Genomic DNA, 12306 nt, shown 5'->3' on the forward strand with positions numbered 1-12306 from the left:
TTTACTTATACATATAACAGACACTTTGAGTTATATGTATAACATTTACTATTCTACTGTAACTGACTTAGCTAAGTTTCTTGGCTTATCTACGTCACAACCTTTTTCTATTGAAACATAATAAGATAAAAGTTGTAGTGGTATAACTGAAAGTATTGGAGCTAATATTCTCTTAACTCTTGGAATGTAGATTGCTGAATCTACAGTCTTTTCAATTACATCATGTCCTTCCATAGCTATTGCTATAACATTTGCTCCTCTTGTTTTTACTTCTTTGATATTGCTTAACATTTTATCAAATAAGTGTTCTTGAGTTGCAAGAGCAATTACCTTTGTTCCTTCTTCTATTAAAGCAATTGGTCCATGTTTTAACTCTCCACCTGGATATGCTTCTGAGTGTATATAAGATATTTCTTTAAGCTTTAATGAACCTTCCATAGCTACTGCATAGTCAATTCCTCTTCCTAAGAAATACATATCCTTATCATTGCAGATTTTTTTAGCGAAATCTTTAATTACATCTTTGTGATTTAAAACTTCTGCAGCTCTTTCTGAAAGATTTAAAAGTCCGCATTTTATCTTATCTATCTCTGCCTCTCTTATACTTCCTTTATTTTCAGCAAGATATAAAGCTATTATATACATTGCAACAAGTTGAGTTACATATGCTTTTGTTGAAGCAACTGCAATTTCTGGTCCTGCCCAAGTATATAACACATCATCAGCTTCTCTTGAAACCGAACTTCCAACTACATTTGTAACTGCTATAACTCTAGCATTTTGTGTTTTTGCAAGTCTTAGTGCAGCAAGTGTATCTGCTGTTTCTCCTGATTGGCTAATAACAATCATAAGAGTTTTTTCATTTATAAGTGGATCTCTATATCTAAACTCTGAAGCTACATCTACTTCTACAGGTATTTTTGCAAGCTTTTCTATAACAGACTTACCTATTAATCCTGCGTGGTAAGCTGTTCCACATGCAACTATATATATTTTATCTATGTCTTCTATCTGTTCCTTTGTAAGGGTTATACTATCTAAGCTTATCTTTTGTCCTTTAGCTACTCTTGATGTTAAAGTATCTTTTATAGCCTTTGGTTGTTCATGAATTTCTTTAAGCATAAAATGTTCATATCCACCTTTTTCAGCAGCATCTGCATCCCATGTTACATGGTAGATTTCTTTCTCTACTTTTTGTTTATTCTCATCTAAGATAGTTACTCCCTTTTCATCAATAAGTACAAATTCATTATCTTCTAGTAAATATACGTCTCTTGTGTGATTTAAAACTGCTGGTATATCCGAAGCTATAAAGCTTTCTCCTTTACCAACTCCTACTATTAATGGACTGTCTTTTCTAACAGCTACAAGCTTATTAGGTTCATTTTTGCAAACTACACCTATAGCATAGCTTCCTTCCATTCTCTTAACAGCCTTCATTACAGCATCTAAAAGATCACCCTCATAGTAATAATCTACAAGATGAGGTATAACCTCCGTATCTGTTTCAGATTGGAACTTATATCCTTCTGATGTTAACCATTCTCTTAAAACAAGGTAGTTTTCAATAATACCATTATGAACTACAGCTATAGTTTCATCTTTATTAGTGTGTGGATGTGAATTTACATCAGATGGTTGTCCATGAGTTGCCCATCTAGTATGTCCAATTCCTATAGTTCCCTCTAAAGCGTGCTCTTTAAGCTTTTCTTCTAGATTAGCAAGTCTTCCCTTGCATTTTTTAACATCTACTTCCCCATTTTCAATAACTGCAATACCTGCTGAATCGTATCCTCTATACTCAAGCTTTGATAACCCTTCCACTAAAATCCCTGCTGCTTTTTTATTTCCTAAATATCCTACTATTCCGCACATAATCTTTTCTTTCTCCCTTTTTTATTATATTTTCTTTTTAAGGGAAGCTTGTATTTAGTTTTTTAGTACCCAACTGGATTTGTACTGAAAATCACTTTTCAGCTTTACCAGCCTTTAACGGTAGTACTATACCGTGGGGCATCCGCCGAAATCTCGATACTCCCCATCCTCGTCAACTTAAGTGAACCTCTAAATCTTCGATTTAGTTAGGTGAACTTACTCAAGCGTTAGCTTGAGTTTCCTTTAACCTTTTAATCTCCGATTTTGTGATGGTCGCTTACTCAGCAGAACACTGCTGAGCTTCCTTACTTAAGCTCTGGCGCTTTTATTATTTTTTTGTTTCTATCCTCCTTTTTAAAATTATTTTAATCTTACTAAAAAACGTCTTTACTTACAAGCTTCTCTAATATTATATTTGACAATATATTATACGTCAATAAAATATATTTTGTTTCACATTTATTTAAAAAATATGAAACAAATTTGTAAAATTGATACAATTATTATTCCTATAATTAAACCGCTAATAAAAGAAACTATATATACACCAAAATAACGCAAACTAAAACCACCTAATGTATAAAACATTCTATATAAAACTGTCAATACTGCTATTAATAAAATAGACGAGTGGTATATGATTTTATTTTTAGTAAAAATCTTAGATAATATAATTTCTTTTGTATTTCTAATTTTATATAGATAAATTAAGATAATCATCATCCCAATCAATGTACTTCCATGCTGCAAGAACTTATATACAGGAATTTTATGATTCATAATATATATTGGCTTTCTAAGCAAAGAAAACATATTAACAAAGAATCCAGTTTTATGAGTAAAAGAATCCCAAAATACATGAGATGCCATACCTATTAAAGCTGAATAAGTAAACACTATAAAGTCCCTTATAGATTTTATTCCCCACCTTTCCACTGCAAAAGAGTAATACCATTTATCTATGGGATTCGGAAGATTAATAATAAAAGGCTTTTTAACAATATAGTGAAATATATAAGCTATTAAAAGACATAATGGTAAATTTAAATAAAAAAAACCTGCTGCTGTATGTCCCATAGTTCCTATTGGAATAAATCTTATGAAGTACTCAAAATCCGGAGCCATGCTACCTATAACCAGTGCAGTAAAGCAAAAAAGACTTGTCCATTTCTTTTTAACAGGAATAACTATAGCTGGATGCGTAAAAGTAAAAGGCATATTTTTCCCCTTTCTCATTCAAAGATATGCGTTATAAAATTCCATAATTATAATAATAAGCAGCAATATAGTTGTTATTCTATACTACTGCTTAAATTTAGTTAAAAATTTCTATTCGTCAAGCCATCCGTTATTAGCATCATTGGGATTTAAATTTGAAGCGTATGGCTTTATATCTAAAACTGGAGTACCATCTAACATATCTACTCCCTCTATTTCTACACTACAGCCCTCAACCTTTATAAGCTTTACAACTGATACACCTATTTCGTTAGGACGTTTTGGACTTCTTGTAGCAAAAACTCCTTTTTTCTCATCACTCCAAGGTGTCTTAACCAAAAGTTCATAATCTGTAACCTTATTGAAGTTAAAGAAAACCATTATGTGTGAAAAAGTCTCTAAATCCTTTAGTCCATCTTTAAGCTCTTCTTTAATTTCAATAACCGCTCTTTTATCCTTTGCGTGTACACTTTGAGATGGAATCTCATTTAATTCCTTAAAAGGCGATTTAATAAATCCTATTGGTTCAAATACTATTTTATCCATTAGTTCACCTTCTTTTCTATTAGTTTTGCAAGTGAATGTGCCATTTGGTCTAATTCTTCTTGGTTTTTACCTTCAAGCATAACTCTAACTAATGGTTCTGTTCCTGAAGGTCTTATTAGAACTCTTCCGCATCCATCTAATTTTTCTTCCATCTTCTTTATTTCTTCTACAATTTCACTATCTTTTTCATGTATGTCTTTCATATTGTTAGGTACTTTAGCGTTTACTAAAACTTGTGGAAGCTTTGTCATCATTGAAGCAAGTTCAGATAATTTCTTTCCACTTTTCTTTACAACTGCTGCAACTTGAAGACCTGTTACAAGTCCATCTCCAGTTGTATTGTAATCTAAGAAGATTACGTGTCCTGATTGTTCTCCACCTAACGCATATCCATATTTAACCATTTCTTCAAGAACATATCTATCTCCAACTTTAGTTTTTATTGTAGATATTCCTTCTTTCTTAAAAGCAAGGTCAAGCCCTAAGTTACTCATTACAGTTACAACTACCATGTCATCCTTAAGCTTTCCTTGTTCTTTCAGATGTTTAGCACAAATCGCTATTATAAAGTCACCATCTATAAGATTTCCTTTATCATCTACTGCAAGGCATCTATCTGCATCTCCATCAAAAGCAAGTCCTAAATCACAGCCTTTTCTAACAACATAATCCATTAATTCTTCTGGATGAGTTGAACCACAATTTTTGTTTATATTTGCTCCATCTGGATCATTGTTTATTACAACAACTTCAGCACCTAATTGTCTAAAAGTTTCTACTGATGTTTTATATGCTGCTCCATTTGCACAGTCAAGAGCAATTTTAACTCCTTTTAAATCAACATCTATAGTAGATTTTGCAAATTCAACATAATCCTCTACAGCTGCTTCTTCTTTAATTTTTCTTCCTAAATCTGCTCCTGTAGGAGATGGAACTCCTTCAAAATTATTTTCTATTATACTTTGAATTTTATCTTCTAATTCGTCCCTAAGTTTATATCCTTGTCCATTAAAAAATTTTATTCCATTATATTCTACTGGATTGTGTGAAGCTGATATTACAACTCCTGCATCTGCATTATATTTTCTTGTAAGATAAGCTACAGCTGGTGTAGGTATAACTCCTACACAAATTGCTTCTGCCCCAACTGATAAAATACCCGCAACAAGAGCAGATTCAAGCATGTCCCCTGATATCCTTGTATCCATTCCAACTAATATTTTGGGTTTATGAGTTCCTTCTGTTAATACAAAAGCCCCTGCTCTTCCTAATTGATATGCAAGATCAGCTGTTAACTCTTCGTTAGCAATTCCTCTTACTCCATCTGTTCCAAACAATCTACTCATATTGTTACCTCTCTTTATTGTTTTATACATACTGTTCTAATTATATTACATATCTTCTATTATAACAATATGAGTAAATATTGCCATTTGTTAAACTCCTAAACTTATTATTATGCTATTTTTCTTAAGCTATGTTTTAAAATATTGTTAAAAACGGTATAGTATATGAATATAAACTAAAAACTAATAATAAAGCTATCCCAAAAGTAAGGAATAGCTTTATTTTATAAAATATCAAGATTGTTTAACTTTGAATCTTAAAACTGTCTTCAGCTTATCTGGTGTAGTTTTTCTTGCATCAGATATATATATTTCTTTGTGTGTTTTTTCCAGTCTGTTAAGATTATTTTCAACACAAAATTGCTGCATTAAATTAAATGTTTGAGGCTCATCATCATAACTACCCAAGTGCATAGCTTGAACACATAATCCTTCCTCTATAATTTCAAATTTAACCTTATCTAAGCATAATAGATTAGGCTTTTTTGACTTTACACTTTTGACTGCATAATCTAATAATTCATTTGTTACAAATTCAGGTTGTCTTATCATTAATTTATAAACTAAATTATCCTTGCTAAGGTAGTCTAAGGTTCTACCTTCTTTATCTAAATCCCAAAATCCCTCAAGTGGAAATACTGTATACTCATAATACCCTTCTGGTGTTATTCCTTTTTTAGGCATCATTCTTATTGCATAAGATAATGAATACAAGCTCTCAATTGCTTCATTAAACTTTTCGCTGTTAGGATTTCCGCTGCCTTCTATTGTAAAATAGCACATAGCAGGAATATCAATCTTCACAGGTTTATTTTTGGGTAAGTATAAATCTTTACATTGTTTTCGCCATTCAAATTTATTCATTTTGTTACCTCATAATTACATTTTTTCTTAACAGGAAAATACACTTCTGTAATAAACTCTTTTGGACTGCATCCTGCACCTGGACCTTTTATATATTTATCAAAAGGCGGTCTTATAACTTCATAATCGTTTTTATCAATCCATTCCATTAGAGCAGCATACGCTTCTCCTATTTCACTATATGGACCTATAAATGTTGTATGAGCAACCAAACCACCATCAAAAGTTTTTGTACTTATTTCCTCTGTTTTCAAGTGCTTATTTACAGGAATGCAAACCTCTACATCTGCATTTTCAGGATCAAAATCTTTATCATAGTATATAGTCATAATTTCTCCTGCTAGTGTTAATTGATTCTTATAAATATTTTCAAATATCTTACCTATAATCTTTGATATGTCTTCCATTGAAATTGTCTGCCTAATACTTAAAACTTTCATAGGTTTTAAATCATCTATAGCTATATCAAATTTTCTTTTTGAAATCATAATATCCGCTCCTTTTTTTAATTGTTCAATATTTTCTTCCATCTCTTTTAATATAAACTGACTTTTTCTTATTTCTTGCGTTAAATCCAACAATTTTTGCTGAATCACTGATTGTAAATATTCTGAGTCTCTTTTTTTCAATACTTTACCTATTTCTTCTAGAGAAAATCCATATTTTTTCAACTTATTTACAAACAAAATATCTTTTACTTGATCCTTTGAGTAATACCTATATCCATTATTAGGATTCGTATAGTCCGGTTTAAGTAATTCTATCTTGTCATAGTGTCTTAACATTTTTGTAGATACTTTTCCTATTCTTGAAAACTCACCAATTGTATACATACGCTCCTCCATGTACCGATACATATTTTCTTATAAGCTAGCTTAATTTCATTATAAGCCTTCCCATAATGTCAAGGTCAACATTTATTTTTGTTACTGTTATGTAAATAATTTTATTAAAAAATTTATTATAATGTCTATTGACATATATAGAAATTTTTACAATATGAGAAAAGGAATGATAATTCATGAAAAAAACGAAAATACTAAAATTAGCTTTACTTGTTATAGTTACATTAGGTTTCTACTTATTTTTTTTCACTTCTAATGTATTAAATAAAAAAGTGACTAAAGAATTATTAGTTAATACTAATGAAGTAGCTGCTAATAAAACCACCAAAACATCTAATGAGCCAAAAGTGTACATACCTAAAGAAATTTTAAAACATGATAACCCGTCATCAGCATTAGAAAGCAGTGACTTAAGGAAATTTCCTTATCCTTATAAATCAATGCTCTCTATATGTTCTGACATTGATGATAGCACTCTAGAAGAATTTAAAACCTATCATAAATTTTTAAACACAGAGGAAAATACTCCTTACGGTAAAGGTTTAGGATTAGACATTGGAGATTCATTTTGGATGTATATGGCAGATAACATGAATTTTAAAGTTGATAAAGAAAATCATGGTGTTGACCATATTATGACTTTTTTTAAAGGAACCGATGTAAATGAAAAACACACTTCAAAGGAGATAACACATTTTATAAAATGTGGTTGGATAGACAGTATTCATTCTTTCGGAGATTTTTCTACAAATGATGAGAAGAATACTAAATTCAATAGAAATCTTGCAGTCGAAGCTTTAAAAGCACTCGAAAATTCAAATATAAATATATCTGTGTGGATAAACCATGGTAATAGAGCCAACAAGCAAAATTTTGGTGCTGGTGATACTTCAAAATTTATGAGTTATCAAGAAGGGGACAAACCAGATTCTAAGTACTATCATACTGACTTAACTTTAAAATCTAATATCAAATATGTATGGGATTCTATTAATAGTACAGCTTTTGGGGTTGATTATCCTTTATTTGAAATTAAATTAAGAGATGAAAAAAAAGTCTGGGGATTCTCAAGACATACAAATTACATGAAAAACGATAAAATCGACTGGACATGGACTCCTAAACATCTTCATAGGCAGCTTACTAAAAAGAATTTAGACAGCATAGTTAATAAAAATCAATATTCTATAATAGCCCAACATTTTGGAGTTTCTATAGAAGATTTATTTGAAAATGTAAATGTAGATGCATTAAAACTTTTAAAAAGCTACCAAGATAAAGGGGAAATCTTAGTAGCTAAAACTTCTAGATTGTTAAACTACGCTAATATTCAAAAACACTTGGTTTATAAAAAAGCAACTGAAAATAATACAACTTATATTAACATACTATCAGTAAATGATCCTATTTTTGGCACTTACACTCCTTCTATAAATGATATAAGAGGTATAACTTTTTATTGTGAAAGCCCAGATAAAACAGTGCTTCTTTTAAATGATAAGATAATATCTGAAAAAGATATTCAGAAAAACCCTAAAGATAAAAATCCAAGTATATCTATAAAGTGGTTTGAACCAGATTATAATGATTATACAACTCAATAAAAATATAAGATAATAAAAAGCATCTTATAGCAGCTGTTTAACTGCTTCAAGATGCTTTTTCATAACTTTATTTTCTACACTTTTTTAATAAATCAAACAAACTTTCTAAATTCTTAATTTGTTCCATATCATAATCTACTTCTATCAATTCAGATGGATACATTTCAGTAGCTATTTTAACTAATCCTATACCTTTTGCATAATATTGTTTTGATTCATAATCACCATTTTTATATGTTATTTCAATTGTATTGTAGTTTCCAGCAGGTGTTTTTACCTCCACATCAATGCCTGTAATTTCACAAAATTCATTTTCATTATAACTCCACTTAGTTCCTTTTTTTATTGGACCTTTCAAAATTAACTCATTCGAATTAGGTTCTTTATTTAAATAACTTTCTTCAAATATTTCTGTTTCTCCTATACCATATACTGCTCTTATCTCGTTTTCTTTTATTTCATAAACTCCAACTCCACCTGTTCCAGTATTTAAAACCTTGATTTGATATTTATCTTGAGTTACCTTATCTACAACTTCAACCCTACCTCCATTTTCAAAATCACCATTAAATACCTTAATCATTGGCTTCTTAGGTACAAAATCTTTTGCTGAATATTTACTTTCTGATTTGCTTTCATTTAAAACTTCGCTTGAAACATTTGAATTATTAATTTTAGTTGTTGAAGTTTGAGATGAAAATCCCGTTAATGAAAATATTCCAATAATTAAACCTAATATTACTTTTTGCATTTTATTCACTCCTTTTTATTTTTATATACTTACATTAATAATTTTCTTAACTTTTATTACTCTGGTGTCTACCATAATTGAATTATTCTATAAATACTATATAGTAAACCCATCCCCCCTAATATTCTGTATATTACTATATCTTTAATATCCATTTTCTTTTCACTATTCCATGAAAATTCTAAAATAGTTCTAGGGCTGATAAGAATTACTAATGAAAATACTATGTAAATTAAATAACTTATTGTTCTATAAAAGCTTCTATAAAAACTATTTAAAGGAAAACTATCACCTACAAATGCTAAAATTACATATAAAATTAATAAAATAATAAATCCTGTCTGTTTCTTTTTAGATAATAAATACATTATGTCCACCTCATAATATTAAGCATTTAATTTTTCATTTTTAATCTTAACAGCCGCACAAAATCTACCTCTAATAGTTTCTAATTTTTCTTGTACTTGCTCTTCACTTAAATTAATAATTCTTTTCATTTCATTACTTACATTCTCTTGATAATTAAAAAGATCTTTAATCTCATGATAACTAGATAACATATAATATTCTGATATATCTTCTTCTGAAAGATATTCATTTAACTCCTTTGGATTAAACATAAGTTTTGAATTAGGTATCATAATATTTTTACAGTATAAATCTATTAATTTATCTAATGGTAATTTTAGAGCAGTAAAGAGTTTTATTAATTCAATCAAAGATATATCAACTACATCTGATATATCTAAAGGTCCATCAAAAATATCTTCTTCTGTTGGTTTTCTAACACAATCTAATACTCTTTCTTCACATGCCCCAAATCTCTTGAAATTTTCTTGTGCAGCTCTCAACGAAACATGATTTGCACCTGTTTCTCCTAAAAATTCTATTTGATATCCATCATCTTCCCAAAAACATATTGGACAAATTTGGTATGTATCTGGTGGCTTTTCATCTAATGTTTTATAGCCGCAGCAGGGACAAGTATATTTTTGCATTGATTATACACCCTTTCTTATTCCACAATCTCTAAATATTACATCCTAGCTTATAATATTTCATAATTTAAGCTATTACATGACATAATAACTTTTTTTGTAATATATAGTCTATTATATATTAACTTCCTTAAACTTGTAATCCTCATTATTTATTCCAATATCACTCTACATATTAATTCAGTAGTTATTCATAATGAAATAAAACAGTATCCCCCTTTTTAGGTTAGATACTGTTTTCATATACTTTTCTATATTTTATACTTTTAATCTATAAGTATTATATCCTTTATAATCTACTACTTGCACCTTCTCATCTTTGTTTAACTTTTCAAAAATATTTTCTATATTACTACACTTTCTAGAATCCAAAAATTTTCTTATTTCATACTGATTCATTGGGTGTCTTCTTATAATGCTTAATATTGCTTCATAATCATCCTTTACTTCACTAAAAAAGCCTTCTGAATTAAGCATGTCTATAGATATGCCGCCTAATATATTAACTGCTAATTCCATTGATTCTTTTGACACTTGTTTTACCCATTCTTCAGCTGGTGGTCTAACAGGAGTATTTATATATAACCTATTGTAACTTACCTTTTCTAATAATTCTTTCATTTTATTTAAAGATTCTTCATTATCATTTAAATCTTTAATAATCATTACTTCTACCCATAATTCACCTTTATATTCTTTTGAAAAATCAACTAATCCTTGATAAACATCTTGAAATTTTAATTTTCCATAAGGTCTATTAACCTTTTTAAAAGTGTTTTCATCATGAGCATCTAAGGATGGCAATACAATATCTGCATTCATTAATTCTTTTCTTACTTCTTTATCGTATAAAGTAGCACCATTCGTAATAACTGCAACAGGTTTAGATGTTAATTTCTTTAATTCTACTATAAGCTCACCTAATCTTGAATATAGAGTAGGTTCACCTTCGCCTACTATTGTTACCACATCAAACTTCAAACCTTCTATTAAATATTCTTTAAATTCCTTTAATATATCTGAAAGCTCAAAAAACTCATCACGTTGATTTGTCATTTTATCAGTTCTTCCAAGCTGACAATACGCGCAGGAATAATTACAACGCTTTCTTGGAATAGGACTAACTCCAACAGAAAGACCCATTCTTCTTGAAGGTACTGCTCCAAAAATATATTTAAATTGTTTCATTTTAATTCCCCCTAATTTTCCCATTTGTTAAACTACTATTTTCACTTTAGTACCTTTACTATCTTCTACATTTACCATTTCTAATCCTTTATATTCTTTTAACATTTTCAAAACTTTACTCAATTTTCCAAAGTCTATGCTTTCAATATATTTTCTTTGCTCAGGTTCCATATATTTTAGTATGAATTTTATAAATTTCTCATTACATACAGCTCTTAAAAACCAAAGTGGTACAGGAATAAACAACCCTATTTTACCTTTTTCTTTAATATATATCCTCATATCTTTACTCTATAACAACCTCCACAATATCTCCATTAGCACTTTTAACATCTACTATTTTACCTGCCATATTATTATCTATAGCATCTGAAATAATCTGTGGGTCTATATCTATTCCCTCTTGATTCATACCTGGTATTTTCCCAGCAATTCCAAGCATAGCTTTTACAAAATTAATAGGAACTTTTATATCAACATTATCTCCACCATTGGACCTTACTTTAACCTTCAGCATTTTTTCTTCTGTTGAAGTTTTAGTTAAATTAACAGGCTCTTTATTTTCTTTTATAGCTGCAATAAGCTCAGCTGCCTTTTCTGAATCTATTTTACCATCCTCTACCATTTTTAAAATTCTTGATATTTCTTCTTTCATCATAATTCCCCCCCATTTTATAAATTTATATTTCTCCATCTTTTAAAGCTTTTACAGCTTCATCTGGAGATATATCTCCCTTTTCCAGCATATCTAAAACATCCTTACTACTAACTTTTGGTTTTTTACTTACTTTATATCCAAGTGCTTCAATAGTCTCATCTAACTTGGCTCTTACTGTTGGATAAGAAATTCCAAGTTCTTTTTCAACATCCTTTATATTTCCTCTACATTTTAAAAATATCTCTATAAAATCTAATTGCTCTCTATTAAGATATGAAAATTTAGATAATTCAAATTGATTTTCTATAACAGTTCCACATTTATTACAGTTAAGTCTTGTTACCTTTAAATTAGAATTACATACTGGGCACTTACTTAAAACTTTATATTCCACTCTTCCACCTCTTTCTAGT

At 29.4% G+C, this 12306-nt stretch carries 14 protein-coding genes; 1 reads left to right on the plus strand and 13 read right to left on the minus strand.

Annotated features, from left to right (window positions below):
* Positions 1-48: 48 nt before the first annotated feature.
* From glmS to OXH55_RS12690, 6 genes are all read right to left on the minus strand, one after another.
* Positions 49-1875, minus strand: coding sequence for a glutamine--fructose-6-phosphate transaminase (isomerizing) (glmS, locus tag OXH55_RS12665; RefSeq protein ID WP_268050346.1), 1827 nt, complete (start codon positions 1873-1875; stop codon positions 49-51).
* Between the two features lie 459 nt (positions 1876-2334).
* Positions 2335-3093: a DUF4184 family protein gene (locus OXH55_RS12670; RefSeq protein ID WP_268050347.1), complete on the minus strand. Its 759-nt coding sequence runs from the start codon at positions 3091-3093 to the stop codon at positions 2335-2337.
* Between the two features lie 111 nt (positions 3094-3204).
* Positions 3205-3639, minus strand: coding sequence for a tRNA (N6-threonylcarbamoyladenosine(37)-N6)-methyltransferase TrmO (tsaA, locus tag OXH55_RS12675; protein WP_268050348.1), 435 nt, complete (start codon positions 3637-3639; stop codon positions 3205-3207).
* Positions 3639-4985 carry a phosphoglucosamine mutase gene (gene glmM / locus OXH55_RS12680; RefSeq protein WP_268050349.1) on the minus strand — a complete coding sequence of 449 codons (1347 nt, stop codon included), beginning with the start codon at positions 4983-4985 and terminating at the stop codon, positions 3639-3641. Before glmM ends, tsaA begins: the two co-directional genes overlap by 1 nt.
* 234 nt (positions 4986-5219) lie before the next feature.
* A complete protein-coding gene (locus OXH55_RS12685) occupies positions 5220-5849 on the minus strand; it encodes a GyrI-like domain-containing protein (protein ID WP_268050350.1) in 630 nt (209 codons plus the stop codon).
* Positions 5846-6682 carry a MerR family transcriptional regulator gene (locus tag OXH55_RS12690; protein WP_268050351.1) on the minus strand — a complete coding sequence of 279 codons (837 nt, stop codon included), beginning with the start codon at positions 6680-6682 and terminating at the stop codon, positions 5846-5848. Before OXH55_RS12690 ends, OXH55_RS12685 begins: the two co-directional genes overlap by 4 nt.
* Before the next feature lie 188 nt (positions 6683-6870).
* On the opposite strand from OXH55_RS12690, the gene OXH55_RS12695 reads away from it, so the two are divergent.
* On the plus strand, positions 6871-8298 hold the full coding sequence (locus OXH55_RS12695) for a hypothetical protein (protein WP_268050352.1): 1428 nt from the start codon (positions 6871-6873) through the stop codon (positions 8296-8298).
* A 67-nt stretch (positions 8299-8365) separates the two neighbouring features.
* On the opposite strand, the gene OXH55_RS12700 is transcribed toward OXH55_RS12695, so the two are convergent.
* From OXH55_RS12700 to OXH55_RS12730, 7 genes are all read right to left on the minus strand, one after another.
* Positions 8366-9049: a hypothetical protein gene (locus OXH55_RS12700; RefSeq protein WP_268050353.1), complete on the minus strand. Its 684-nt coding sequence runs from the start codon at positions 9047-9049 to the stop codon at positions 8366-8368.
* A gap of 68 nt (positions 9050-9117) precedes the next feature.
* Complete coding sequence (locus tag OXH55_RS12705) at positions 9118-9417, minus strand: hypothetical protein (protein WP_268050354.1); 300 nt, start codon at positions 9415-9417, stop codon at positions 9118-9120.
* Between the two features lie 18 nt (positions 9418-9435).
* Entirely contained in the window at positions 9436-10047 is a 612-nt protein-coding gene (locus tag OXH55_RS20140) for a CPCC family cysteine-rich protein (protein ID WP_336296779.1), read from the minus strand.
* Between the two features lie 258 nt (positions 10048-10305).
* The gene (locus tag OXH55_RS12715) at positions 10306-11235 is read right to left on the minus strand and encodes a radical SAM protein (protein ID WP_268050355.1); all 930 of its coding nucleotides are present in this window, start codon (positions 11233-11235) and stop codon (positions 10306-10308) included.
* 27 nt (positions 11236-11262) lie between these two features.
* Positions 11263-11517: a hypothetical protein gene (locus OXH55_RS12720; protein WP_268050356.1), complete on the minus strand. Its 255-nt coding sequence runs from the start codon at positions 11515-11517 to the stop codon at positions 11263-11265.
* A gap of 4 nt (positions 11518-11521) precedes the next feature.
* On the minus strand, positions 11522-11893 hold the full coding sequence (locus OXH55_RS12725) for an SHOCT-like domain-containing protein (protein WP_336296780.1): 372 nt from the start codon (positions 11891-11893) through the stop codon (positions 11522-11524).
* A 22-nt stretch (positions 11894-11915) separates the two neighbouring features.
* The gene (locus tag OXH55_RS12730) at positions 11916-12287 is read right to left on the minus strand and encodes a DUF2089 domain-containing protein (RefSeq protein WP_268050357.1); all 372 of its coding nucleotides are present in this window, start codon (positions 12285-12287) and stop codon (positions 11916-11918) included.
* Positions 12288-12306: the final 19 nt, after the last annotated feature.

The organism is Clostridium ganghwense, assembly GCF_026735165.1.
In the GTDB taxonomy this organism is placed as follows: domain Bacteria; phylum Bacillota; class Clostridia; order Clostridiales; family Clostridiaceae; genus Clostridium_H; species Clostridium_H ganghwense.

Excerpts from the sequence above, each read along its gene's own strand:
- OXH55_RS12670 (WP_268050347.1), bottom strand. The coding sequence starts at position 3,093 with ATGCCTTTTACTTTTACGCATCCAGCTATAGTTATTCCTGTTAAAAAG.
- OXH55_RS12720 (WP_268050356.1), bottom strand. The coding sequence starts at position 11,517 with ATGAGGATATATATTAAAGAAAAAGGTAAAATAGGGTTGTTTATTCCT.
- OXH55_RS12690 (WP_268050351.1), bottom strand. The coding sequence starts at position 6,682 with ATGTATACAATTGGTGAGTTTTCAAGAATAGGAAAAGTATCTACAAAA.
- OXH55_RS12685 (WP_268050350.1), bottom strand. The coding sequence starts at position 5,849 with ATGAATAAATTTGAATGGCGAAAACAATGTAAAGATTTATACTTACCC.
- OXH55_RS12700 (WP_268050353.1), bottom strand. The coding sequence starts at position 9,049 with ATGCAAAAAGTAATATTAGGTTTAATTATTGGAATATTTTCATTAACG.
- OXH55_RS20140 (WP_336296779.1), bottom strand. The coding sequence starts at position 10,047 with ATGCAAAAATATACTTGTCCCTGCTGCGGCTATAAAACATTAGATGAA.
- OXH55_RS12695 (WP_268050352.1), top strand. The coding sequence starts at position 6,871 with ATGAAAAAAACGAAAATACTAAAATTAGCTTTACTTGTTATAGTTACA.
- glmS (WP_268050346.1), bottom strand. The coding sequence starts at position 1,875 with ATGTGCGGAATAGTAGGATATTTAGGAAATAAAAAAGCAGCAGGGATT.
- OXH55_RS12725 (WP_336296780.1), bottom strand. The coding sequence starts at position 11,893 with ATGATGAAAGAAGAAATATCAAGAATTTTAAAAATGGTAGAGGATGGT.
- glmM (WP_268050349.1), bottom strand. The coding sequence starts at position 4,985 with ATGAGTAGATTGTTTGGAACAGATGGAGTAAGAGGAATTGCTAACGAA.
- tsaA (WP_268050348.1), bottom strand. The coding sequence starts at position 3,639 with ATGGATAAAATAGTATTTGAACCAATAGGATTTATTAAATCGCCTTTT.
- OXH55_RS12705 (WP_268050354.1), bottom strand. The coding sequence starts at position 9,417 with ATGTATTTATTATCTAAAAAGAAACAGACAGGATTTATTATTTTATTA.
- OXH55_RS12715 (WP_268050355.1), bottom strand. The coding sequence starts at position 11,235 with ATGAAACAATTTAAATATATTTTTGGAGCAGTACCTTCAAGAAGAATG.